Source organism: Bacteriovorax stolpii, assembly GCF_002872415.1.
Lineage (GTDB): Bacteria > Bdellovibrionota > Bacteriovoracia > Bacteriovoracales > Bacteriovoracaceae > Bacteriovorax > Bacteriovorax stolpii.
The window spans coordinates 2,370,224-2,394,801 of the sequence record NZ_CP025704.1; the positions used below are offsets into that span (position 1 = coordinate 2,370,224).

The window sequence follows — 24,578 nt, forward strand, 5'->3', positions numbered from 1 at the left end:
TTTTATCAGTTATCCTATCGGACGATACTTACGAAAATCATAGTACTAACTGCCTAGTGATGCTTTTAAGTTGATCGAAAGCACGCTTTTGTCTAAAATAAAGTAAGATTTTATACTTTACCTGACCATTTTAGAGGGTTATTTCGATGAAAAACATTGCTGCTAAGATTATTACAGTTGGTGCACTTACACTTCTGCCTTTAACATATTCATTCGCACAAGGCACAAGTGCAGATGGAACAAAAGTTATGCCAGCTCCACTTCTCATGTTGGATAATTTTTTTGCTCACCACGTTTTAATTGCAGAAAAATCAACTCACTCTCTTCACCTTTTCAAAAACGCTGACGGAAAACCAGAATTTGTTCGTTCATACCAAATGGCCACAGGGAAAAAACCAGGCGACAAAGAAGCTGAGGGTGATTTCAGAACACCAGAAGGCGTTTATAACTTCGTTGATTTCATGACTAACAAACAACTCCTTGCTCAATCTGGCCCTCAAGGTGCTATTTACGGAGCTGGTGCTTTCGTTACTGATTACCCAAACCCGGTTGATAAAATCAACAAGAAGACAGGTTCAGGAATCTGGCTACACTCTACTAACGATGAAACAAGAATTGATAAAGGTCTTGATTCAAGAGGATGTGTTGTGACGGCCAACAACGAATTGATTGATGTTTCAAAATACCTGGAGCTTAACAAAACACCAATGATTGTTGTTCAAGATCTTATTTACTTAAATGAGAAAACTTGGGAAACACAAAAAGGCGAGCTGAAAAAAACAATTGATGGATGGCTGGATGCCTGGAGAAAAAAGGATATCGAAAGCTACATCAGCTACTACGATCAAAATGATTTCGTAGACTCAAAAGGAAAATACGCTGCCTATAAAGCTTATAAAAAAGCTGTCTTCTCTAACCCTGGTCAACCTAAAATCGACCTGGACAATCTTTCTATTCTACAGGCTAAGAACTACGCTGTTGTGACGTTTACACAAAACTACCAGTCAAACACAATCAACGACACTGGTAGAAAGCTTCTTTATCTAAGACAAGATGAAAACTACAACTGGAAAATCGTCAGCGAAGTCTGGACGAAAAACGGTTTAGAAAACATGGGCAAACTCGCATTTGAGCCTTCTCTAAGATTTTTCAAAGAAGGAACACGCGAAGGAATTGAGATTAAAAAAGGCAATAACTAGTGAGCGAACAAAGGCCCAACAATCCTGAGACTGCCAAAAAAGACAGTGTCTCGATTATTTATCACCAAAAAAATGACTCACCAAAATACTTTGAGATCAAACGCTCAAAGATTTATTTGTTTTTCATTGGTCTACCGGCCATTACTCTTGTTGCTTTAGTTATTGGTGTCGTAGGCCTCTTGAATGCCGGTCCTGCTCGCCTGCTGCAAAGTTACCAGCAAAATAAATTTATCCGCGAAAGACAATCCAAAAGCGAAGATTTGGAAAATAAACTTGCTGATCAGATGGAAGAGAATGTTAAATTAAAAAATCAGCTTCTCGCTTTTGAGGAACAAGGAAAAACGCCAACGGCAACTCCCGGAACAGAATCAAAAACAACAACAGCTCCTTCCGATGCAAAATGCCCTGCTCCTGTAACATGTCCAGCCCCAGTAAGCGGGACTGTTAACACAATCGGGCTTTCGACACTTTCTCTTTTTAAACCGATCCAGGGGCAAAAAGACCGCACTCGCCCGGCGATCTTGAACCTTTCAGGATTTAAAGCACTGGTTAACCGCGATACGGTTAATCTTCAATTCAACATTATCCCGGCCGTGACAGACGATGCAAAAATCTCCGGGCACATTATTGTTCTGATGAAAAACGAAATTGGAATTCAGGCCTATCCATACAATGCTTTTGGTGGAAGTGACTTCCAGATCAACTATGCTGCCGGTGAACCATTTGCAACTCAAAGATTCAGACCAGTAGATGCAAGTTTTGTGAGGCCAAGAAAATCAGGAAACTACTCGTTTACTGTTTTTATCTTCTCGCGCACCGGTGATCTTATCCACTACCAAAGCATGGCGTACGCACTTAAATTATAGGTTGATGATATGATCCAGAATCAAACTTACACTTCAATCGGCAAACAAACTGTTTTAAATGGAAAGTTTCATTTTGTCGGCACCACTCACCTCTTGGGAAAACTAATGGGCGATATCACTGTTGAAGCGCCTTCTAAAATCGTGCTGGAAATTGGCTCGGTCACGGAGGCCATTTTGACTTGTGGAGACCTGGAAGTTTACGGTGAATTCACGGGTGAGATTAAATCAACAGGCAACGTCACTCTTTATCCTACGGCCGTGGTAAACGGTAAAATCATTGCTAAATCTTTAGAGATTCTTCCTGGTGCGGTGGTGAACATGAACGCTCACACAGAGGCCGAATAGCTTTAAAAAAAGGTGGTGACTCTCGCCACCACCAATTCATTTTTATAGGTATTGTTTGTAGTCTACGACCTTAAGCGGCCCGTATTTCTTTGTCAGCGCTCTTAGTTTTGGTTCAATTGATTTATCCCCAAGGACAAAGATCGTCTGTTTTTTCATTCCAAAAATATCGCCAATCTTCTTAGCTACATCTTTAGCATTGTACTTCTTGACTGCATCTTTAAAGTCAAAAAGATCAGAGTACGGTTTTCCAATGTGATCCAGTAGAAGCAGCTGACCCAAGAAGGCCGGGTTGCTTTCAAACTTAAATGGATAAGCACCAATCATCCCTTGAGTTGAGCGGTCTAAATCCTCTTCAGTAATTCCTTCTGTATGAATCTTAGTGACTGCTTCATCAATAACTTCAATGAGACGGTCAATCGTCTGGTTTTTAGTAAACGTTGAAATCCCCGCTCTTCCGTATTGTTTCTGAGAAGAAATGAATGAACCAATCGAATAAGTTAAACCGCGCTTTACACGCACTTCGCGCATTAAGCGAGACGTAAAACCACCACCTAAGAAATCAGACGCCAAAGCATCCAGGTTTCTTTCGTTTGTTTCATCATAGTTTAAGAAACGTCCGATGCGTAGTTGAACCTGGTTAGCATCTGGCACCGGTACGAAAATAAACTCTCTTTTTGCCGTCTTCTTCTTTGGAGCATCAACCGCTCTGACAAAATCAGAATCTGACCCTTTAAAGCGGCATTCATCAACCAGGATTTTTTCCAGCGCAAGAGCACTTTTTGGACCTGTCAGGTAAACGCGTTTTTTTACATTATCCAGAAAGTAATTCATCTGAGCGCGAAGTGCGGCCGGCGTATAGGTTGCCAGGTCTTTAAGTTTTCCAGCAACCGGGTAAGAGTACGGAGTTCCACCTAGTGAAATTTCACGGAACACTCTTTCTGAAAGACCTTGAGGTGAGGCCACGAGGCTTTGCAGTCCGTTTCTCTCTAACTGCAGCTCTTTTTTAATGACGTTTTCCGGATAAGTCGCCGATCTCATCAGTGAACAAATCTGAGTCATTGATGTTTTTAAATCCTTCGTTAAGCCCGAAACAGTGACTGTACTGTATTCGTGAGTGACATCTGCCCCAAACTCAGTTCCTAAGAACTCTAATTGGTCTAAAATTTCTTTTTGAGAAAGTTTATCAGTTCCTGAGTCCAAAAGATTAAAAGCGTGAATAGAAAGACCATTCTGCCCTTTTTTCTCACTTAAAGCACCATCTGCAAAATAGATGGTCAAATCGTAAGTTGGGAAACGATTGTCTTCAATATAAACAACATCAATGCCGTTCCACTTTAGACGTTTAATATTATCTTCAATCGCGACAGGCTTGGCGCCCGAAGCGGCAAAAGCATTAAATGAAAGGCCCAGGGCCGCAAGTAAGAGTAATGGTTTTTTCATTATTTTTTCTCCGCGGTTTTAGGGTATTTATCCCAAGTTGAAATGAAGATGGACTTCGACTCTTCTAAAACTTCGCGGCAGGCAATCTGCACTTCGTTTTCCGAAATTGAGTTATAGATTTCCATTTCTTTTAGACCGTAATTAAAATCACCGTGCCACTTTTCATTGCGGACAATTGTTGAAGCGACTCCGGCATTGGTCTTAAGCTGGTTGTAACCTTGGGCCAAAATCTGGTTTTTTGATTTTTGCAGAGAACGCTGATTGATCGACTGGTCACACATCTCTTTTAAGTCACCTTCGATTTGTTTTTTCACGTCTTCAATCTTTTTGCCTTCCATTAACTCTCCGGCAAAGTAAAAGACGCCAGAGTGGATAAGATTGAAGTTAGAAAGATTGATTTCTGTTAACATCGGCTCATCAGACTTCACATATTTTTGCGTTAAGTATGAGCTTCCTCCATTTCCAAGAATCATCGCCAGAAGGTCCATGACATAAGACTTTCTTGTCCCCAGTTTTTCTCCCTGGAAGGCCATGACAAATTTTGGAATCGGGTTGGTTGCGTAAAACTTGTACTCTTGCCCAAATTCAGCTTTTGACTTAAACACTTCTTCACCAGAAGTTTTATCTTTTAGCTCTTTAAGTTTTTCTGATCTTGGAATGACTCCGTATTTTTCTTCAATCTTTTTAATGACTGTATCCGGGTCAACGTCACCAGAGATAGCGATGATGGCATTGTTTGGAACGTAATAGTTTTTAAAGAACTCCATCATTTGATCACGTGTCAGCGCTTTTAAGTCTGCTTCTTCACCGATAACTGATTGTCCGTATGGTGTGCCGGCAAAAACTTTTTTCATCAGCGCTAAGAAAATCAATCCATCCGGGCTGTTTTCATAACGCATTTTTCTTTCTTCAAAGATAACTTGTCTTTCACTTTCAAACGACACTGGCTCTAAAAGCAGGTTTTGCATACGGTCTGCTTCCATGTCGATCATCGTATCCAAAAACTCCACTGGGATGTTTTGATAATAAACCGTCATGTCATTTGTTGTATAAGCGTTGGTCATACCACCGCTCTTTTCTAACAGCGTATCAAATTGACCAGGCCCGTACTTTTTGGCCCCCTTAAACATCATGTGTTCAAGAAAATGCGTCGCCCCTGTCGTACCAACACCTTCATCTCTTCCACCGACGTCAAAGAGTGTGTAATAAGACACAATCGGAAGTTTTGGATTGGGTGCAACAAGAACGGTCAGGCCATTTCTTAACACCACTTTTTTTACATTGAAGCCCGCTTTAAGCGGCGCAGACTTTGAACCCATCCCCATGCTCGAACATGCATCAAAAAGAAAGACCACTGCCGTAAGCGACAAGACCTTAATTAATTGTGGAGATTTCAAAAGTTTTAACTTTCTCGGTAACATAATTTTTGTTCCTTGATCTCTTATAGTTGAGTTAAAATTATACTGCTTCTATGGCCAAAAACAATCAGAACAAAATGGGCCCTAAATGGAAAAATCTCTGAATAAAAATATGTTAATGGCACTTGGTACAGGCACCAGTGTAGGAATACCGCAAATAGGTTGTTCGTGTTTAGTCTGCACTTCACTTGATCACCGCGATCAGAGAATGAGAACAAGTGTCTTCATTCAAACAAAAAATGGACAACGTATTCTCATCGATACAACTCCTGACCTAAGGACACAAATACTTAACAATAAGATATCCGCAGTTGATTTTGCGATTATCACTCACGAACATGCTGATCATTTGCACGGAATCGATGACCTTCGCCCTTTTTGTTTTGGACCTCCCCCCAGAGAAATTCCGGTGTTTGCCAACGCCAGCACCAAAGCTTCTATTGAAGCGCGCTTCCCTTACATCTTTCATCATAAAGGGCCTGTTTTAGGTGGAGGAATTCCCCGTCTGCAATTGCAGTCGGTAGAGTTAGAAAAACCAACAATACTTTTTGGAGAAGAGTTTTTCTTTTTTAATTACCCACACGGGCATGCTGAAACAATGGGCTTTATCCTGGGCGATCTCGCCTATATCGTCGATTGCCACTCTCTTCCTGATCACATTGTTAAAATCCTCAAAGAAAGAAAACTCAAAATCCTGGTCATTGACTGCCTGAAAAAAGGGAGCCACACCACGCATTTAACTGTTGAGAAATGCTTTGAGTATGTGCGGGAAATAAAGGCCGAGAAAACTGGTCTGATACATATTTCGCATGATCTTTCCCACTCTGTTTTAAAAGACCTGGCCATGAGAGAATTTGGAGAATCGGTTTTTCCATTGTATGATAGTCAAAAGATATTTTATTGAGAGGAAAACTTTTTATGACGACAGACACGATGATGGCCGGTGATTCTCGTTACAGAAATTTCATTAACCTGATCAACACAAATAAACATGAATTTGCTTTAAGAATTTATGCTTTTATTGTTCTTGCTCATTGGGCAGAACATTTAGTTCAAGCCTTTCAGATTTTCGCTCTCGGATGGCCTCGTCCGGAATCTCGTGGAGTTTTAGGACACTGGTTTCCATGGCTCGTCTCTTCAGAATTAATGCATTATCTTTATGCACTCTTCATGTTAGTTGGCCTATGGATTCTAAGAAAAGGATTCGTTGGAAGAAGTTACAAATGGTGGATGGCCTCTTTTGCTATTCAATTCTGGCACCACATAGAGCATTTCTTGCTTCAACTTCAGGCCATTTTGCACACAAACTTCTGGGGCTCACCGGTTCCTGTAAGTATTCTGCAATTATTCTACCCTCGCGTAGAATTGCACTTGTTCTACAACACTATTGTTTTTATCCCGATGGCCATTGCTATGTACATGCATCTTTTCCCGACAAAAGATGAAGAAGCACACTATCAGTGCACGTGTGCGATAAAATAATGAAAAAACTTGCTGTTATATTTTTATTTCTATCCGTTGCAATTGGGCTCTTTTTTTTAAAAGAAAATTTCAATCTGAAATCCAAGGGCGAAGCTAAAAAGGCCGACGTGGTTTTAACTTGGGATTATAATCCTAAATCCATTGACCTGCAGACTCCGGTCAATTTCACTTTCACCTTAAAAGACAAAGAAGGAAAAAATATCGAAAATGCTAAAATCGATATTGAGGCCACGATGAATCACGGTGGAATGATCCCAATTTTCACTGAAGCCATTTACCTAAAAGACGCCATCTACAGCACCCGTTTTAAACTGACGATGCTGGGTGAGTGGATTATTTTCCTGACGATCACTCTGCCTGATGGTTCAGTGGCCAGCAAAGAAGTCGTGTTGCAAACCAACTAATGAAGTCACAGAGAAAAATCCTCTTATCTACTAAAACCATTTTTCAGTTTCTTCTGCTTGTGGCCTCAGTGCTCTTAATAGCTGAAGGGCTTTGGGGAAACCCCTTTGCGCCTAAAAACCTGGCCACGCAATTTGTCTGGGTCCATTACCGCGGAGTTTTAGTTTTTGTTCTCCTCTTACTCGGCAATTATTTTTGCATGAGCTGTCCTTTTATTTTTGTGAGAAATGCTCTGCGAGTTTTTCATGCTCCTAAAAAACTCTGGCCTAAAAAACTTCAAAATAAATGGTTGGGGATTTTTCTTTTAACCTCTATCCTTTTTACTTATGAATACCTTCACCTTTGGTCGAGTCCGGCCCTTACAGCCTCTATTATCATTGGCTATTTCCTGGTTGCAGTGTTTGTGGATCTCACTTTTAAAAAAGCAAGCTTCTGCAAATACCTCTGCCCTATCGGCCAGTTTAACTTCCTCTCAAGCACCATGAGTCCTGCGACAGTGAAAGCAAAAAATCTTTCAGTGTGCGAGAGCTGCACGACTTATGAATGTTTAAAGGGTGTTGAAAAAGACGGCGAAATTTTAAAACGCGGCTGCGAAACCTTTTTATTTATCCCCAAAAAAAATGGAAACCTCGACTGCACTTTCTGCATGGACTGTGTGGCCGCTTGCCCTTATGACAACGTTAAAGTTGAAATGGTTCTTAACGGCGAAGAGCTGCAGGAAGACTCTCCTCGCGCGGGAATCGGCCTTTTAACAAAACGTTTGGATTATCTTTTACTGATTGTCGTTTTTACTTTTGGAGCACTCTTAAATGCATTTGCCATGACTGGCCCTGCGTATAATTTGACGATCACTATCGCAGATGTGACCGGCATTCAAAATAATTTTATTCTCTTGTTGTCTTTATTTATCACCTTTTTAGTTCTGCTTCCGCTCTTACTCATTTCTAAAAAAGATTACAAAATGATCCCGACACTACTCCCCCTCGGTTTTTTTATCTGGGTCTCTCACTACAGTTTCCATTTGCTCACCGGCCTTTTTGCTTTTGTCCCGCTTTTATTTAAAATTCAGCTCTCTAATTCCATGATGGGCGTGCCCACGCATATCGTGACACCTATACAATACGGATTTTTACTTCTAGGATTTCTAGGATCAATGACTTTGGTCTGGACGGGAAAAAACGAAAAGCGCGCAAAACTTAAGTGGAGTGCCACTCACCTGGCGATTTTTCTTTTCGCCCTTTGGGTCATGTCACTTCCGATGGAGATGCGCGGGACTTTTGTAGGTATTGCCCCGTAAAAGACTTATGAAATATTTTTTATTCCTGTTTTTTTCTTTTTTTGCTTCGACTCTTTTTGCCCACGAAGGTCCACCCTTTCCCATTTTAGTCGACCATAAATTTGGCGAGTATAAACTCTCTGTCTGGGCAGACCCGGATACGGAAAATGGAACTTTCACATTTTATCCTGAGGGGGAAAATCTAAAAAAAGACGACCTCTACTTCGAAATCAAGGCCCATCCACAAGGGCGCCAGGAACCCATTTTAAAGAGCACGGCCCTGATTCCAACCGAGGATAAGGGCAGATATTCTTATACTGCGACACTTCCTTTTCCCACCAATGAAACCTGGGACATTATCGTAGTCGTCAAAAATAAACAAAATGGCGATACCTTAACCAGCACCACTGTCCCTGTGGAAGTGACCCCTCCGGGCCCGAATAAGACCGAATTTGTGGTTTATACGCTGCCTTTTCTCCTGGTTGCCTTCATATGGGTCAGAGTGATGATCCACAAGCGCAGAAAAAAGACCCCCTGAAAGCATTACCACCCCCTTCCTTTTCTCCTCATTTTGTGAAATTCTCATGGGATATTTTTATGACCCAAAACCTATGAAGGAGATAACTATGATTATCGGAGTACCTAAGGAAATTAAAAACAATGAAAACCGTGTTGGTATGGTTCCAGGAGGAGTAAGAACTCTTGTAGCTGACGGACACACTGTATACGTTCAAAAGAACGCTGGTGTTGGTATCGGTATCGAAGACGCAGAATTCGTAAAAGCTGGAGCAAAAATTCTAGATACAGCTGCTGAAGTTTTCGAAAAATCAACAATGATCATCAAAGTAAAAGAGCCTCAAGCAGTAGAGATCGCCATGCTTAAGCCTCACCACATCCTATACACATACCTTCACCTTGCACCAGATCCAGAGCAAACAAAAGGTCTGATGAAGTCAGGATGTACAGCAATCGCTTATGAGACAATCCAAAACGCAGACGGTTCACTTCCTCTTCTAGTTCCTATGTCAGAAGTTGCTGGACGTATGTCAGTTCAAATCGGAGCTGCTTACCTTCAACTAGACAAAGGTGGAAAAGGTGTTCTTCTAGGTGGTGTTCCAGGTGTTAAACGTGGAAAAGTAACTGTTATCGGAGCTGGGATCGCGGGAACAAACGCCATCCAAATGGCAATGGGAATGGGAGCTTCTGTTACAGCGATCGACCTTTCAACAAAACGTCTTGCTGAACTAGATGGTCTATACGGATCACACATCACAACTCTTTACTCTAACCCAGACAACATTGAAAAAGCGGTTCTTGAATCTGACCTTGTTATCGGTGCAGTTCTAGTTCCAGGCGCTAAAGCTCCTAAGCTAGTAACAAGAGACATGATCTCTAAAATGCAAAAAGGTTCAGTAGTGGTAGATATCGCTGTTGACCAAGGTGGATGTATTGAAACTTGCAAGCCAACAACTCACGAAAATCCAACTTTCGTAGTAGACGGCGTTGTTCACTACTGTGTAGCTAACATGCCAGGTGCAGTAGCTCGCACATCGACATTCGCTCTTACTAACGTAACTCTAAAATACGCTAGAATGATTGCTAACATGGGTGTTGAAGAAGCTGCTCAGAAAGATAAAACTTTCCGTCCAGGGATCAACATTTACAAAGGGACGCTTGCTTACGAACAAGTAGCAAATGACCTAGGACTTCCTTACACAAAACTTCCGTTTTAGTTTTATAAAAGGGTCGCCTCGAGCGGCCCTTTTTTTTGCCCTCTTTTCCGACCAAGACACTCTAGTTTCTTTTTCCATGTTTTTATTTTTTCCAAACGTGTTAAAATCATTTGTATATGACCGGTAAAAAACTCGTAGACATGATTCTCTTAGGCGTAATGGTTCTGGCAACACTCGCTGTTGTTGGTCTCTTCTATTACACTGAAAAAGTCTATAAGAAGCCACCTATTGATGAGGCTGCTATGAAAGCTGAGCTTCTGAACACAGTGGACTCTAAGGCCATCCCAACCTTCTTTAAAGTCGACAAGATGACGATCAGCTTAGTTCCAAAAAACGAAGCGGCCAACTCGCGCATGAGATGGTTAGAAGTAGAAATGCACTTAGTGCTTTTTGAGGCCAAAGATTTGGATGAAGTGAAAGCTTATCTGCCAATGGTTCAAGACCGTATCATCGACATCACTTCAAAAATGGGAGCTGATGAACTTAACTCGCTTTCTGGAAAAATTCTTTTAGAGGATAGATTGAAGAGAGAGATTAACAAGTCGATGAAGAGACCTGTCGTAAAAAACATATTCTTTGCAAGTTTCATTGTTCAGTAAAAACAAAAAGGCCCTCTTTCGAGGGCCTTTTTTATTATTTAAATTTTAAATTCAAAACTACTCGTCATCAATTGATGAATCTTCTTCAGTCCAAGTAGCGTTTTTAGCTTCATCGGGCATTCCATCAAGATATTTCTTAACTTCTTCTTTCGTTACTTTGCCTTCAGCAATTAGTTTATCTCTTAAACGAACGTCCATTAATTTCTCTTGTAATGCTCTACTTAGTCTCATGTATGCCTCATTTATGGTCTTTAAAAAAATTTTAGTCTACGACAAGCTAGCATCAAATCAACCTATTGCCAATACTTAGGCGGCTTCTCTGAGTCATCTTTCACAATTGTCAGCTTTGCCTTGCTCTTAGGCCTAGATCTCACCTGCGTCATTTGGCTCATTTTATCTGAAAGGGCTCTGAAATTGCGGTGAGAGATCACAATCATAAACACATAGGCCGAAGCAATCGCCCCTAATTGACCCCATGCTCCAACACCTGTCGGGCTGGCGATACCTTGATAAAGAGAGATCACAACCAGGATCATGCAGAAGTATTTAGCTTTAACCGGAATGAGCATCAGGAAAGAAAAAATGCGCTCCGGATAAATTACAGCGTAGGCCAAACACAGGGCCCCCACAATTCCCGAAAGGCCTGTCAGAGGGAAAGAAAAGATCACACTGTTTTGGAAAAAGATTCCAACAACTAAAAGGTAAAGAAGAGCTCCACCTAAGATCGTTGTTAAAATAAAACTTAAATAGCGTTTTGTTCCCCAGTTTGATTCAAACTCTGAACCCATTAACCAAAGCATTAAACAATTTAAAATCACTTCGATGATTGAGTTAGACAAAAAAGGATATGTCAAAAGGCTATAGATGTGTCCGTGAAAAACTCTCTCTGCTGAAAGACCAAGCATACTTCCTAGTCCAATTCCACCAGCTCTTGCCAGGATAAAATCCAGGATAAAAAGCACACTTGATAAAATGATCAAGGCCTTATTGACCAGTGAAAGTTTGGGAAGATAGATTTGAGACTGCATGTTCATAAATCAAAAATCCTAAGATTGTTTTGTGGCGATTTCAATTAAAACACCACCAGTTGATTTTGGGTGAACAAAATTCACCAGGCAATTATTCGCACCAGGAACTGGTTTTTCATAAATCATTTTGTAACCGTTCGCTATCATCTCTTCGGTTTTTTTCGCCACATCAGGAACCATAAAACTCATGTGGTGAATTCCTTCCCCATTTTTTTCGATGAATTTCTGAATTGGCCCTTCGCCGTTAATCGGACACACCAACTCGATATGAGCGTGCTCGTCGACGTGAGCAAACGCTGTTGTCACTTGTTGTGAAGGAACTTCTTCTCTTACAGGATTAAAAGTAAGGCCCAGGTCTTCCCACACTTTTTGAGCGCGGTCTAAGTTGGAGACAGCAATGGCCACGTGATCTAGATAACAGTCTTTATTAAACATTTTTTATGCCTTTTCATTGTTTACGACTGCTCTATTTTAGAGAGTGAATCCCTATGGGTCAACTGCTTGTGAACAGTCCGTAGGGTCAAAGGCCGGAATCGCCGGAACAGCAGGCGGAATACAGTAACCCGCAGTACACTCACCGTATGTTTCCACTGCTGGACAACGAAGTGTACAGGCCTGTGTTCCATCGGCATTTGTTCCGTTCTTCACGATTTTACAAGTTGCAACATACTCAGGTTTACAAAACTCGCGAGACACGCAACGCTGACCTGCTGTTTTACTACAAAGAACCGGAGTTGTTCCATTTGGGTTGTGAGGCTGGCAAGAACCAGTTGATTGGTTACAACATAAGCTTGAACATTCAAAATCTGATGAACAAACATCACCCACTGGACGGTTTCCGTTAACCGGAGTCTGATCCACACACTGAGTAACAAGTTCTTTAGACCAACAACGAGAGTTGAAACAACACTCATCTGATCCACATGTTGAAGATGATTCACAACGCTTGAAGTTTGAAGTTAAAACTTCTTTTCCTTCACTATCAACAGTTGAAGCTTTTACTAACTGAAGCTTGATTGTTCTATCGGTTGTGATGTTAACTTCAGATCCATCTTTCATATAAAAGACTTCAATTGATCCGTTAACGTTACAAGAGCCAATGTTTTCAGCAGTCGTCACATCATATTGCATAACACGAAGGTTACACCCGTCGACATACTTTGATGTCCCCGTTGAATCGGCCACTAATGTACTTCTTAAACCAAAACGAGATGATGATCCAAAATAACGAACATCCTGGTTTAGTTTAACTTTCCCGGCGCGCGGGAATAATAAAGACCTGAAACCTGTGTATGGATCAAGCGCTGAGTTTGAAGTTTCAAAGAGACCTTTGGTGCTGTTAAAAATCGCGTTTCCAGTAATCTTCCATGCCGATGGATTGATTGCGCGGTATGGACCTCTGTATCTCATTCCTAAAATAAGATCATTGTAGTTAAGTCCTGTCAGCGTTTGAGCAAAAAGATCATTGAATCCAACATAGTCTTCATAATCAGGAAGACACATTGAGTTTGCAGAAGTCGCAAGTGTCGGGCTTCTTGTCACTCCACTTCCCACTGTCCAGATTTGCGGACGAGTTGGAATGGTTGTCAGTCCAGTTGAAGAGTCATACATCGTTGCATCTGTCACTTTGGCATAAGCGTATAGACACTTGTCGCCAGCTTGTGAACAAGTTGCGTTTGTCGATGTTGATGAATCAAATGTCGGGTCATCTTCCAAAGACAGACCACGGCAATACAGACCGCCATCGCGGTTATTTTGCACGACGGCCTTTTCAGTTCCATCACTATTAAGAGCTGTGTAATCGTTGTAGTCAAACAGGTCATAACCCAAACGCATTTTACTAAACGGCTTTGAGTTCATATCAACAACGAGAACCTGAATGTCTGTTTGTGGGACAATCCCCGGCGCACGCGCAATCGTGGCATCAAGCACGACAGATTGTTTATCAAGACCAAAGTTGAAGCGTACCTTTACCAGTTTATTTTGAAGGGCCCCGACGTTTAATCCGGCCAGGTAAAGATTCCCTTTATAGTTTTTTGGGATTGTTAGTTTCTTTTTGTATGTACCATCGAATGGGTCAACTAAGTGTGACAGCTCCACCTTCACTGATTGAAGAGTTGTATCACTAGATCCAACACCTGATCCGTTTGGAAGAGAGCCTGAACCACTTCCCGTTCCTCCGCTCCCAGTCAGCCCTGAGCCTGTAAGAGTTTTTTTGGCCCTTATGCCAGAGTTTTCAATACATGATGTAAGGAGTAACCCCCCTAACATCACGAGGAGTGGAAAACGCTTAATTAAATTGTGAGAGAAAGTCTTAGTTCCCATACTTAACTTCTCGGTTCTAGATACTAATATTTTAATTTTAAACGAGTCCGTATTGGAGGTTTTGACCGACAAGTTCGCTCAAGAAGTGATATTTCCAAAGCTTAGCTTAAATTATGGAAAATTGTGGAAAGGGCCCCTAGGCAAAAAAGTGCAACTGATAGTGGGCACTAAACATATTCTTCGCTGGCAACCATTGCGGCCAGCTGCTCTTCCCGGAGAAATTGATAGAGATTGATCATCAGAAAAGAAGAAAAGATGATGTTGAGTGGAAAAAAAATAGCCTTAAAAACACCGATAAAAAATGCGAGATAAAGGTTATCAGAATAAGGGATGCTGCCGGGAATGAGCTGAATCAGCGATAAAAATAATAGGCCACCAAACACCATCAGGAATTTTTCTTTTCCAATCAAATCAATGCTTCGGCGAAATGGGTACCAGCCTTCCCCTTCTTCATACACGGCAATAAAAGGGGCCATGGAAAGAACCACAAAAAGTGCGATTCCCGGAAGAACTAAAAATAATGAGCCAATCCCGGCAATAAGCATCGCTACGATAGACGTCAGCATAAACGTCAGTGTGTTGTTAAAAATATTTTCTTTCGGCACACTGAGATCGCGCGATTTTCTGATCAGGATAATGTCGGCGATGACCATGGAAGAAAAAGGCAGAAGCAATATCGATGCTCCGATTTCAAAAATCAGCTTCTGTGCGTTTGAGGCCATAGGAAAAAACTTAATACGAGTGATGTCGATAATAAAATACATCGCTAAAAGAAAATAAAATGAGAAGTCCGCAGGAGAAAAATACTCCCGGAAATCAGCGAACGAGCGCCCAATAATACTCTTTAAGTGATGAAAACTTGTCATTACTTTCATTCTACCCGGAATAAATAAATTTGGTTGCGGTTTTTTTACGTTCCAGTAAATCTTTTACTGGCTTTGATCATTAAGCTGGTGCTTTAGGTAATAAAAAATTCTAACAGAAGTCACAGTGAGAGTGATCATTGCAGCGGCATCGAAAAAAGCATACAGCAGGTTAAAGCTTACCACAAAACGCCAGTCAGGTATTTGGTCAAAAGCAAACGACGGCAACTCGGCGAGAAAAGAGAGGGCCCCAAAGCAAATAATTAAGAGCACATCCTGGCGGGCCATGCGGTAACTCATTTTAAAATAATTTATACTATCGTTATCAATTAACACCGACGCGAGCGCCACCATGGCCACAAAAATGGCAACAATTAGACCCACCAGGACTGCTAAACCAATCATAACGGGCTGAGGTATTCCTCCCATCGATCCGGCAAGAAGCACAGCTCCTGGGCCGATAAGAATAATGAGAACTGAATAAAGCGAATAAATTAAATACGTCGGAACTGAGTAAAGAAGCTGCTCTTTTTCACGGTGCTTATAGCGGGACTTCTCTATCAAAATCACGTTGACAATAATGACGAGGCTGCTGATTCCAACCAGCAGTGAGAAAAGAATTTCCGGTGTACTCTGCTCCGGAAAACCGAAGGCCTGCCATGGAATAGAGGCCAGTACATCAACCAGAAAAAACGCAATATAACTTGCAAGATAGACGCGGAAGTTTTTTAAAACCAGCTGCCATGATTCTTTAAGAAATTTAAAAAAGCGCGCAATTGATCCCATGATCCTCTTTCCTATTTTTCTTCAAATGTTCTTTTTTCTTTATTCTTTTGCACATGAGGCACTCTAAAAATCTGATTGTGAAAAGAAATATAAAATCCTGGCGATAAAAGTCTTGCGGCCAGGAGTGCTTCCGTTACATTTTGAGTGGCATCTGTATCATCAAAGCCCATGGGAATCATCGCTCCCGTAAAAACGACGGGAACCGCAGGATTTTTGATTCTTTCAAAACAGTATTCTGCCGTTAAGGCCATGGTGTCTGTTCCGTGTAAAACGACAATCGGAGCTTCTCTTTTTAGGTCCTCTGAGATGGTTTCACAGATCAGTTTCCTGTCGGCGTCGTCCATATAAAGAGAATCTTTTGATAAAAGCGGATGAACCAAAATATTTGTGTACGGCAAACGCAGCTTGGAAAGGATGCGGTTTTTAATCGAAGTCCCTCTATTTTCCAGTGATCCATCGAATTCATCGTATGTTTTCTCAATAGTGCCGCCCGTTGTAATAAGCAGGACGTCTTTAGGAGCATTTTTTTCATTATTTTTTTGTGGCATAACCTTGACTCGAGTTCATTCAAAACCATATTGTAATCAAAACATTTTAAGGATACTTACAGGAGATTGCAATCATGACATCACGCAAAGGAACGATTAGCGTTAACACAAACGACATTTTTCCTATCATTAAAAAGTGGCTTTACTCTGAACACGATATTTTCCTAAGAGAGCTAGTGGCCAACGCGACTGACGCAATTACCAAAAGGGCCACTCTGGCACGCACTCAAAACCAAGAGATCCCTACAGGGAAGATCACGGTTAGCGTTGATAAAGCTGCTAAAACAATTTCAATCGAAGACAACGGTCTGGGAATGACCGAAGCTGAAGTCGAAAAGTATATCGCTCAACTGGCCTTCTCTGGTGCGGAAGAGTTCGTGCAAAAAATGAAATCGGAAGGAAACACTCCAGGAAACGACATCATCGGTAAATTCGGTTTGGGCTTCTACTCTGCTTTCATGGTTTCTAACCGTGTAGAAGTGGAATCTCTGTCGATGAACGCTGGCAGCACTCCAACAAAATGGGTATGCGAAGGCGAAACTGATTACACATTTGAAGCTTCTACTAAATCTGACGTAGGGACAAAAATCACTCTTCACATCAACGCTGAATCAGAAGAGTTCTTAAATGCATGGAAAGTTTCTTCAACGCTAAAAAAATTCTGTGATTTCATGCCCTATGAAATTTTCGTTAAAGATGCTGAAGCGAAAGAAGAATCTGCTCATCCTGGAGTTATTAACGAAACTCAGCCAATCTGGAAAAAAGACCCCTCTACTTTAAAAGATGAAGACTACAAAGAATTCTACCGCAAGCAATTCCCGATGGACGGAGAACCGCTGTTTTGGATTCACTTAAAAGTTGATCACCCGTTCACGTTAGATGGAGTTCTTTTCTTCCCTAAGTTAAACCCAAACAAACCTTTCAACGAATCAAACATTAAGCTTTACAATAAGCAGGTGTTCGTTTCTAACAATGTTAAAGACATCGTTCCTGAATTCCTTTCTCTTCTAAAAGGATCGATTGATTCAAGCGATATCCCACTAAACGTTTCGCGCTCATCTCTTCAAGGTGACCCGAACATTAAAAAAATCTCAAACTACGTTATTAAAAAAGTTGCTGAGAGCTTAAAGAAACTCTTCAACAACGACCGCGCCCGCTATGAAACGATCTGGGAAGACATCCAGCTTTTCCTAAAATACGGTGCGATCTCTGACAACAAATTCGATGAGATGATGAGAGACTTCGTTATCTTTAAAAACTCAGACAACAAGTACGTGACACTAAAAGAGTACACTGCCTCTATTCCTGAAGCCTACAAAACAAAGATGGAAGGAAAAGTCCTGTACTTTGAAAAAGGAAAATCTGACTACGCCCTAAGACGTGAGCTTCTTTCTCAGGGACTTCAGGCGCTGGAGACAGAATCATACATCGATCCACACTTCACTCAGCACGTGGAGTTCACAAAACTTGGGGATGCAACTTACAAGTTCGTTTCTGTGGATTCTGAAATCGCTTCTCTTCTTGAGCAGGACGCAACAACTGATTCAGACATAAAAGTGAAGGATCTCTTCACTGATATCCTGATCGGCAAAACAGAAAACAAAACAGAAGAGGAGGAAGATTTAGACTCACTTAACCACGGTGGATTAAAAGACATCGAGATCGTAAAAATTAAAAACTCAAAAGCTCCTGCTTACTTCAAAGTTGATGAGCAAATGAAGCGTATGAATCAGATGGCAAAAAATATGGGGAACGATTCAATGTTCCCGGTGAAAAAAACCCTGGTCATCAATCCGGGAAGTCCGTTAATTCAAAACGCTCTGAAGCTACATGAAAAAGGCAACGATGCCCTGGTGAAGAAAATCGCTCACCATGTAGAAGACCTTGCTCACATCTCTAGCGAAGGCCTAAAACACGAAGACCGTGAAGCCTTCGTGGCGCGCACGCAGGAATTGATGCAGGAGTTGACGAATCTCGCGCTCTAAAAATAAAAATTCTCATATCTTTACGTCCTTTTTAGGCCCGGAACTTTCCGGGCCTTCTTTTATCAGTCTCTTACTCTGTCTAAAATTCAGACACTAAAATTGAATTAAATATTTGAGAGTTTTAATCCGATAAGACCTGTGGACTATTCCCAAACCAACGAGGTTTTGCCGTGAGAGCAATGTCATTTCTTTTAATCCTGGCGTTTTTTGTTTCGTCTTGTACGACGTATTTTCCAGGAACCCAGGCCGACAGGTCTATCGCCAATGATGTCAATCCACCACTAAATGCCGATCAACTCTTTACTATTAAGAGTACGACTCAGACAAAAAATGGGCAGGATTTTGTTAAGGCCATTAAAGGCTCATTTGGCTATCAGGGAGTTGAAGTCAACTTCATTGAAGACGCTAAGATGGCAAGCTCAGACGCTTACAAAATTGTCCCTACGGTAGAGGGCCAGGCCTATAAACTGCAAATCTTCTACTCTGCTCAGGCAAAGATCGACCAGGATGCGGCCAATGAATTAAAGGCCGTCATGGAACAGATCATGAATAAAAAGTTCATCAGCCAATTTTCAGTCTTCGAACTTTATTACAATGCTAAAGTTCAAGATTTTCAAACTCTACAGGTCATGGCCAAAATCAGACAAGCGGCCCTGGTTGAAGACTTATATGGTGTAGATGCTGATTACAAAATGCGCTCTCAAGAGCGTGCGGAGTACTGGAAACAGATCAATGAAAAATTTGATTCAGTAGAGCGCGTCTACAATAAACAAGTCAAAGCACAAGATACGGCCAGAAGAGCAGTCATGGATGCTTTAGATAAAGCGTCTGATGACCAGCAGTTTAGAGCGCTGATTGCCAGAAACGACCGCAAAGGGGCCACTGAACTTCTAAGAAAATACCTTCCATGGGAGCAGATGCCTCCATTTGAAAAAATGTTCTGGGAAAACCATCTCTCTATTATGGCGGACCCTCTTCCTTACGAAGACCGCGTGCTTGTCTACCGCGGGATCAACGACGATATCGTTCAGGTCGCTGAGGTCGGTGGAAAAGAGCTCGCACGTGCTGAGGCAATCAAAGATCAAAAAATCTTTTTAATGTCGACGATGATGACAAAAAACCAGGGAACGTGGAACAGACGCTTGCGTTCACTGACGGCCATGTATGAAAAATTTATGGGAACTGATAACAATGGTTCCAGCGAATATACGAGGTCCACTCGTATCACGACAATGTTTGTGAAACATTCAAAAGAGCCAAAAGGAAGTCCATACCTTTCTTACACTCCAAAATTTTCAGTAGCGAGCTCCTTTGGTAACAAAAGAAACACTGCTTATTTCATCGATCCTCGCATGATGTATTTTAACTACGCTTCTAAGTACGCTCACGAGATTGAATTTCTTCTTCCTATCATGAGTTTCCCGGATGACCTGGCCGCTGTATGGGACATGGAGCTTCACCCGGAAGGAAATGGAAACGTTGAGAAATTTCTAAAACAAAAGGCGATCGAAAAACTCGACCATGAACTGGGTGCTGGAAAAGGTGCCGCTACTTTTGACAGAATTGTGTTAAACTCAGAGAAATACTTTAAACCAGTACTAGGTGGAAAAACAGGTGCAGTTGTAGCACCAAAGCCGGATGGAAAGTTTATTGCTTTTTTTAAGAATCTTTTTGGAATGCCGACCAAGAAAGCGGCCGAAGTGATTACTGAAAAAAGCGATATGGCCTGTCTGGATTTAATCCAGCTTTTCTGGAAATAATTAACCAAAGGAATAAATTTTTATGATCTCGAAGTCACTCGTTTTAACTTTATTAACTTTACTACTAGTGGCTTCGTGCTCATTTAACGACTTCAACTCATACCCCTACTCGCAAACAAAACAATCCTCTCAAGAGGACTCTGCTCGCACTCCTGCCAGCGACAAGTAAGTTTTTAATAGCTTTTAAGCGCGCAAGTTCAGGAAATCAGGGCCCCCCTGACCTAATCTTAATTTGACGGTGTCTTCACCTTTTTGGCATTCTTTTGCCATGAAGACTTTTGCCCTTTTTAGCGCTTTATTCACTCTCTCTTTCTCTGCCATGGCCGCAGTGACCCCCGCTCCAATTCAAGGCGAAATTAAGCGCGAGGTTGAGCTTAAAGTGAACCTCACTAAAGAAGGCTACCGCAATTTAGAAACTCAATTCTTAAAAGACTTCAAAGGCGAGCGCACCAAAAGAAGCGACTACTACTTTGAAATCTTCGATGACGGCCAGTACCTGCTTAAAAAATCTGAACCGGCCATCAAGCTGCGCTTTATGTGGGATGGGCTAGATTTAAAATGGCAGACTCAGCAGACAGAAAAAAGCTGGGCCTACTCTATCTTCACTTTCAAAGAAACCCTGGCCGAATCAGCGATGGTTAAAGCAGGACACCTGTTAAAAGATATTGAGCACTACCACGAGCTTTTAGAAAAGCTTGGGCCCAAAGCTTTAGAAGAGGCCCACGATATCCAAAGAGAACTGGAAGACAAAGGCATCATCGCTTCTCTTTCTACTCTATGCTCTCTGTGCACAGGTGAAAAACAATTCTTCTCTTCGCACATGAACCAAAAAGTGCGCACTAAAATTAAACTCATTGTTGATGGTGACCAGTTCACTCTCCAGGTTGGAGAAACGGCCAATAATGGAGTGACAACTTATGAACTGGAAGCTGAAGTCAAAAAGAGCACAGACCTGAAACTCTCAGCAGAGCGTTTACAAAAGTGGCTTGTTCAAAAAGGATTTGTGGCCGCACACATCGAAACTCAGGAGTCAGTAGACCCTACCCGCACCAGCGAAGCCTTACTTCAGAAACTCATCTATTAAATAAACTAAACGAATTCTTCGTATTCTGTGTTGATGATCGCCAGCTCTTCAGGAGTGAGTTTGGTTGGATCAATCTTCAAGACAAAAGGCCCAATCTTTAACGTGTCATCGAGCTTTAGGGCCGAGCGCTTTAAGCGCAGCTGATTGAGGTGCACTTCTTTTTTCAAGTCCAGGTTCTTGGCGACAATGTGTCCCGTCTTCACCGGTAGAATTTCACACTGCATACTCGCAATAGTTTTATCTTCAAGTACGACATCACAATAAAGAGAATTCCCCAGGACTAGTTTTCTGTCCACAGTGATTTCTTTTTTTACTTCCGGCATGTCCGGGCGTGAAATGACGAGAATGAAGGCCATGGTTTCTACCTATTGGAAAAAGAGCTTACCCACAAATAATTATAGTAAAAGATAAGGCAAAGTGCCCAAAGTTCCTACTCTTAAAGTATATCCACGACTTAGGTAAAATCAAAAAAAAGACCGGTGAAAAAAGTGCCAATTTAGCTTGGAGAAAATAAAAAATGCAGTCCTAAGACTGCATTTTTATTTATGATATTTTTATGTTTAGAACTCTGAATTGCCGGCCAAAACAGTCTCTAAGTCCTGAGCGTGAGAGCGCATTTGAATCACGTTTCCACCAAGAGTTTTTCCGTGAGTGTGAGAGCGTTTCTCATACAGCATTTGACCTTCGTTTCTTTCTTCCTCTTCCTTACAAGCAATACATTGAGTTGCTACTGGACGGGCACGAAGTCTGTTCATTTCAATTTCACCGTCACACTCTTCACAAATTCCAAATGTGCCGTTTTTAATTTTAAATAAAGCATTGTCAATTTTCTTAAGCATGAAGTTTTGTCTTCCTAGAAGTTTTAGCTCTAGTGCTCTTTGACGATCCTCTGAAGATAGATCCACTTCATCACCTTTTTCAAGGACAGGATCAATCATTTTCATTTCGTTAAGTGTGTTCTTCTTAAGTTCAATGAAAAGGTTTTCAAATTGTTTCATCATTTCAGCGTTCATAAAAACTCCTTATATAGACAATTTTTTTCAATCCCTGAGAACGTTACGAAAATTCCTCTCTCGTAAAACCACTCTTCCTGAGCGATTCGCAATTTAATAGTGCACTGTTTGTGCCAACTTTTATGTGAGGGTAATAACGAAAAAAGGGCCCAAAGTGGCCCTTTATTAGAAAAACTTATGGATGATTGTAGTCAAAATTACTCTGCCGTAAGGAGCACATTGTCCACACGTAAATGAATCTTATCGCTTGCATCTACATAATATGTGCTAAGCACTTTTGATTGCGCATTCTTTTTTTCGAACTTGCACTTCTTAAACTTTGCGTGGTCTAAATAATCTTCAAGATCGACAATCGCCTGCTCAAAAGGAACATCTTCATCCGGGTAATAACGAAGAACCTTCTTAATAGATGATTCAACATCATCAAGAACGGCGTCTGCATCAACCGTTGTACACTTCGAGAAGTCTTTAATATTAATTTTTTTATCTGTTAGTCTAAACGATGAAGGCATATCTTCAGAAACATCGTACATGAACTGTGCGATGCCTGTGATAGCGTCTGAGTCTCTGAATGAATTGATGGTACGAGCAGATGCTTCAAATGAGCTTAGTGAACAAACTGCGATAAATGTAAAAAGGGCGTACTTCATAACCACTCCAAAAAGATGATTATTAGTACGCCCTGGCGATCAAAAGGTTAAATAATATTTTTTCATAGCAGGTATCTAATATTTAGATGGCCATGATTGTTATTATTTTCTGAGTTCTTTTCTCTGTGCCGCGACTCTGACGGGAACTCGCTCTAAGCGTCTGAGTGGTGGGTTTAAGTTGATGAGCATTTCATTGAGCCAATTGGTAATCGTAGAGAGTGTGAAAAATCCTTTTTTACCCATGTGATTGTCTCCTACTAACAAAAGGGTTTAGATCCACTTTTTTAGCCATCCATGCTTTTGTAACCATCCCCTCCATCCTAGAAGAGACCAATTGATAAAAAACCCATCCTAGATTTCCCATCTTTCTTAATATTTACTAAAGCTAAGATCGTGCCAAACTGGTCCTACGGGATTTCTGCTAGTTGGTCCTACGGAATCTACTAAACAACGCGAAGTAAGATGGGAAATGACACTGCCAAATTGTCTCCAGCACCATATTTCAGGGCTTAGATGACACTGTCAGTTTTTTAACACCCCCTTGTAATAATTTCTAAAGGCCGAGCTCTGGCCTCATTCACTGCTACCATGGAGAAAATTTGTTATCTCACACAGGAGCATATTATGAAGAAGACACTTCTACTTTCTCTAATGACAATTTCTTTTATTTCACAAGTACAAGCTAAAGCGTTTTTTGGACGCGTAGAAAAATACATTATCCCGGCAACTGGTCAGGTTATCGAAATCGCTTCTAATGAGATTGAAGATGATGGACTGACAGCAGAGTTCTACGATTATAGAGACAGCAAAAGAAAAATCATTGATATGAGTACAGTTTCAAAATCAACAAGAGAAGAAATCGCAGGTGTTAAAGCTGGTGAAGCTATCCTTGTAACAACTCAAGCTGGTAACGATAAGACAAAGACTGTAAGCCGTTACTGTGCTGTATTTCATGTGTTCGAAAACAAACAAGCATACGTTGGATGTAACACAACTGTTGAAGCAGACAGAATCGCAGGATACGCTCTTCCAACTCGTATGGATTTTATTGTAAACAACGTAGAAAACGTGATCGCTCAAGTTGAAGAGCACGACGGTGTGAAAAAAGGCGACATTATGGAACTAAGAATCAATACAGCAAACGCGAAAGCTGGAAGAAACATGAGAGTCCTTGCGGTTTTTGCTAACGGTGAAGTCCTGGTAGAAAAAGCAGGTCTTGGATTCCTTGATACAAACAGCATCGTATATAGAGGTGGTGTTGATAGAGTAACGACAGCAGATCTAAGCAAACTATAAATAAAAAACAAAGGCCCGGGAAACCGGGCCTTTTTTTATTTAAACTAATGTCTCTGAAGAATCCTTATTAATGATCAACTGACCTTTATCAATCTTCTCGCGCACAATCGCCATGATTCTCTCCTGCGCCTCTTCCACTTTACTTGCGAGCTGTGGCGGCCCCATCAGGATTTCTTCGATCTCTTGTCTCATCACTCGCGGAGTGTTTTTTAAGACGTGCTCTTTTAGAGCAGGAGCTGCAATTCTTAGCGCCAGTCCCATGTCTGCGACCTTAACTGAACGAAGAAGCTCAATCAGCATCATTGGAGTCAGGTACTGAAGATCATCAAAAGTGTACATGCTTTTATGAAGAGCTTCGGCCATCTGTGGGTCTTTTTTAGAAATCGTTTCTAAAACTTTTTCCCTTGCGGCCTTTGAAAGTCCGGCCAGCATTTTTGCAGCAGCTTTGATTCCACCTTGAAACATTGCCATCCTTCTGTC

The 24,578-nt window shown here is 41.3% G+C and carries 29 protein-coding genes; 15 read left to right on the plus strand and 14 right to left on the minus strand.

Going from position 1 to position 24,578, the window contains the following annotated elements; all coding sequences use genetic code 11:
- Window positions 1–146 precede the first annotated feature (146 nt).
- The 3 genes from C0V70_RS11590 to C0V70_RS11600 are packed head-to-tail and all read left to right on the plus strand — an operon-like array spanning window position 147 to window position 2,410.
- Window positions 147–1,199 (plus strand): L,D-transpeptidase family protein, encoded by a 1,053-nt coding sequence (locus C0V70_RS11590; RefSeq protein ID WP_102244022.1) that lies wholly within the window; start codon window positions 147–149, stop codon window positions 1,197–1,199.
- Window positions 1,199–2,065 (plus strand): hypothetical protein, encoded by an 867-nt coding sequence (locus tag C0V70_RS11595; RefSeq protein ID WP_102244023.1) that lies wholly within the window; start codon window positions 1,199–1,201, stop codon window positions 2,063–2,065. Before C0V70_RS11590 ends, C0V70_RS11595 begins: the two co-directional genes overlap by 1 nt.
- A 9-nt stretch (window positions 2,066–2,074) precedes the next feature.
- Complete coding sequence (locus C0V70_RS11600; protein WP_102244024.1) at window positions 2,075–2,410, plus strand: bactofilin family protein; 336 nt, start codon at window positions 2,075–2,077, stop codon at window positions 2,408–2,410.
- A 42-nt stretch (window positions 2,411–2,452) separates the two neighbouring features.
- On the opposite strand, the gene C0V70_RS11605 is transcribed toward C0V70_RS11600, so the two are convergent.
- A complete protein-coding gene (locus C0V70_RS11605; RefSeq protein ID WP_102244025.1) occupies window positions 2,453–3,850 on the minus strand; it encodes a M16 family metallopeptidase in 1,398 nt (465 codons plus the stop codon).
- Complete coding sequence (locus tag C0V70_RS11610; RefSeq protein ID WP_102244026.1) at window positions 3,850–5,271, minus strand: M16 family metallopeptidase; 1,422 nt, start codon at window positions 5,269–5,271, stop codon at window positions 3,850–3,852. Before C0V70_RS11610 ends, C0V70_RS11605 begins: the two co-directional genes overlap by 1 nt.
- An 85-nt stretch (window positions 5,272–5,356) precedes the next feature.
- Here C0V70_RS11610 and C0V70_RS11615 point away from each other — a divergent pair, with 85 nt between their 5' ends.
- The 7 genes from C0V70_RS11615 to C0V70_RS11645 all read left to right on the plus strand — a co-directional run bounded on the left by C0V70_RS11615 (window position 5,357) and on the right by C0V70_RS11645 (window position 10,760).
- Window positions 5,357–6,172 (plus strand): MBL fold metallo-hydrolase, encoded by an 816-nt coding sequence (locus C0V70_RS11615; protein WP_102244027.1) that lies wholly within the window; start codon window positions 5,357–5,359, stop codon window positions 6,170–6,172.
- Between the two features lie 14 nt (window positions 6,173–6,186).
- Complete coding sequence (locus tag C0V70_RS11620) at window positions 6,187–6,750, plus strand: hypothetical protein (RefSeq protein WP_208107744.1); 564 nt, start codon at window positions 6,187–6,189, stop codon at window positions 6,748–6,750.
- The gene (locus C0V70_RS11625; protein WP_102244028.1) at window positions 6,750–7,154 is read left to right on the plus strand and encodes a FixH family protein; all 405 of its coding nucleotides are present in this window, start codon (window positions 6,750–6,752) and stop codon (window positions 7,152–7,154) included. The genes C0V70_RS11620 and C0V70_RS11625 overlap by 1 nt, the downstream gene beginning before the upstream one ends.
- Window positions 7,154–8,449, plus strand: coding sequence for a FesM (locus C0V70_RS11630; RefSeq protein ID WP_102244029.1), 1,296 nt, complete (start codon window positions 7,154–7,156; stop codon window positions 8,447–8,449). The genes C0V70_RS11625 and C0V70_RS11630 overlap by 1 nt, the downstream gene beginning before the upstream one ends.
- 7 nt (window positions 8,450–8,456) lie before the next feature.
- Complete coding sequence (locus C0V70_RS11635; protein WP_102244030.1) at window positions 8,457–8,966, plus strand: hypothetical protein; 510 nt, start codon at window positions 8,457–8,459, stop codon at window positions 8,964–8,966.
- An 88-nt stretch (window positions 8,967–9,054) separates the two neighbouring features.
- Window positions 9,055–10,161: an alanine dehydrogenase gene (gene ald / locus C0V70_RS11640; RefSeq protein WP_102244031.1), complete on the plus strand. Its 1,107-nt coding sequence runs from the start codon at window positions 9,055–9,057 to the stop codon at window positions 10,159–10,161.
- 116 nt (window positions 10,162–10,277) lie between these two features.
- Complete coding sequence (locus C0V70_RS11645) at window positions 10,278–10,760, plus strand: flagellar basal body-associated FliL family protein (protein ID WP_102244032.1); 483 nt, start codon at window positions 10,278–10,280, stop codon at window positions 10,758–10,760.
- Window positions 10,761–10,817: 57 nt separating this feature from the next.
- Here the strand turns inward: C0V70_RS11645 and C0V70_RS19025 are convergent, their stop codons facing one another.
- The 7 genes from C0V70_RS19025 to C0V70_RS11675 form a co-directional block, all read right to left on the minus strand.
- Window positions 10,818–10,991 carry a hypothetical protein gene (locus C0V70_RS19025; protein WP_158649659.1) on the minus strand — a complete coding sequence of 58 codons (174 nt, stop codon included), beginning with the start codon at window positions 10,989–10,991 and terminating at the stop codon, window positions 10,818–10,820.
- 62 nt (window positions 10,992–11,053) lie between these two features.
- The gene (locus C0V70_RS11650) at window positions 11,054–11,794 is read right to left on the minus strand and encodes a rhomboid family intramembrane serine protease (RefSeq protein ID WP_102244033.1); all 741 of its coding nucleotides are present in this window, start codon (window positions 11,792–11,794) and stop codon (window positions 11,054–11,056) included.
- A 12-nt stretch (window positions 11,795–11,806) separates the two neighbouring features.
- Window positions 11,807–12,223, minus strand: a complete 417-nt coding sequence (mce, locus tag C0V70_RS11655; RefSeq protein WP_102244034.1) for a methylmalonyl-CoA epimerase — start codon at window positions 12,221–12,223, stop codon at window positions 11,807–11,809.
- Between the two features lie 51 nt (window positions 12,224–12,274).
- A complete protein-coding gene (locus C0V70_RS11660; protein WP_102244035.1) occupies window positions 12,275–14,113 on the minus strand; it encodes a hypothetical protein in 1,839 nt (612 codons plus the stop codon).
- A 167-nt stretch (window positions 14,114–14,280) separates the two neighbouring features.
- Complete coding sequence (locus C0V70_RS11665; protein ID WP_133566628.1) at window positions 14,281–14,988, minus strand: hypothetical protein; 708 nt, start codon at window positions 14,986–14,988, stop codon at window positions 14,281–14,283.
- Window positions 14,989–15,042: 54 nt separating this feature from the next.
- Entirely contained in the window at window positions 15,043–15,762 is a 720-nt protein-coding gene (locus C0V70_RS11670; protein ID WP_102244037.1) for a hypothetical protein, read from the minus strand.
- Window positions 15,763–15,773: 11 nt separating this feature from the next.
- Window positions 15,774–16,310: an asparaginase domain-containing protein gene (locus C0V70_RS11675; protein WP_102244038.1), complete on the minus strand. Its 537-nt coding sequence runs from the start codon at window positions 16,308–16,310 to the stop codon at window positions 15,774–15,776.
- A 74-nt stretch (window positions 16,311–16,384) separates the two neighbouring features.
- Between C0V70_RS11675 and htpG the strand changes: the two genes are divergently transcribed.
- From htpG to C0V70_RS11690, 4 genes are all read left to right on the plus strand, one after another.
- Entirely contained in the window at window positions 16,385–18,295 is a 1,911-nt protein-coding gene (htpG, locus tag C0V70_RS11680; RefSeq protein ID WP_102244039.1) for a molecular chaperone HtpG, read from the plus strand.
- 179 nt (window positions 18,296–18,474) lie between these two features.
- Window positions 18,475–20,055 carry a hypothetical protein gene (locus C0V70_RS11685; protein ID WP_102244040.1) on the plus strand — a complete coding sequence of 527 codons (1,581 nt, stop codon included), beginning with the start codon at window positions 18,475–18,477 and terminating at the stop codon, window positions 20,053–20,055.
- Window positions 20,056–20,077: 22 nt separating this feature from the next.
- Window positions 20,078–20,224 carry a hypothetical protein gene (locus C0V70_RS19030; protein ID WP_158649660.1) on the plus strand — a complete coding sequence of 49 codons (147 nt, stop codon included), beginning with the start codon at window positions 20,078–20,080 and terminating at the stop codon, window positions 20,222–20,224.
- Between the two features lie 99 nt (window positions 20,225–20,323).
- Window positions 20,324–21,139 (plus strand): hypothetical protein, encoded by an 816-nt coding sequence (locus tag C0V70_RS11690; RefSeq protein ID WP_133566626.1) that lies wholly within the window; start codon window positions 20,324–20,326, stop codon window positions 21,137–21,139.
- A gap of 5 nt (window positions 21,140–21,144) precedes the next feature.
- Here C0V70_RS11690 and C0V70_RS11695 read toward each other — a convergent pair whose 3' ends face one another.
- The 4 genes from C0V70_RS11695 to C0V70_RS19035 all read right to left on the minus strand — a co-directional run bounded on the left by C0V70_RS11695 (window position 21,145) and on the right by C0V70_RS19035 (window position 23,045).
- A complete protein-coding gene (locus C0V70_RS11695) occupies window positions 21,145–21,495 on the minus strand; it encodes an FHA domain-containing protein (RefSeq protein WP_102244042.1) in 351 nt (116 codons plus the stop codon).
- A 204-nt stretch (window positions 21,496–21,699) separates the two neighbouring features.
- Complete coding sequence (locus C0V70_RS11700) at window positions 21,700–22,152, minus strand: TraR/DksA family transcriptional regulator (RefSeq protein ID WP_102244043.1); 453 nt, start codon at window positions 22,150–22,152, stop codon at window positions 21,700–21,702.
- Between the two features lie 197 nt (window positions 22,153–22,349).
- Window positions 22,350–22,802 (minus strand): hypothetical protein, encoded by a 453-nt coding sequence (locus tag C0V70_RS11705; RefSeq protein ID WP_102244044.1) that lies wholly within the window; start codon window positions 22,800–22,802, stop codon window positions 22,350–22,352.
- Window positions 22,803–22,904: 102 nt separating this feature from the next.
- Complete coding sequence (locus C0V70_RS19035) at window positions 22,905–23,045, minus strand: hypothetical protein (protein WP_158649661.1); 141 nt, start codon at window positions 23,043–23,045, stop codon at window positions 22,905–22,907.
- A gap of 381 nt (window positions 23,046–23,426) precedes the next feature.
- Here C0V70_RS19035 and C0V70_RS11710 point away from each other — a divergent pair, with 381 nt between their 5' ends.
- The gene (locus C0V70_RS11710; protein WP_102244045.1) at window positions 23,427–24,098 is read left to right on the plus strand and encodes a hypothetical protein; all 672 of its coding nucleotides are present in this window, start codon (window positions 23,427–23,429) and stop codon (window positions 24,096–24,098) included.
- Between the two features lie 39 nt (window positions 24,099–24,137).
- Here C0V70_RS11710 and C0V70_RS11715 read toward each other — a convergent pair whose 3' ends face one another.
- Entirely contained in the window at window positions 24,138–24,569 is a 432-nt protein-coding gene (locus tag C0V70_RS11715; RefSeq protein WP_102244046.1) for a FliG C-terminal domain-containing protein, read from the minus strand.
- Between the last annotated feature and the right edge of the window lie 9 nt (window positions 24,570–24,578).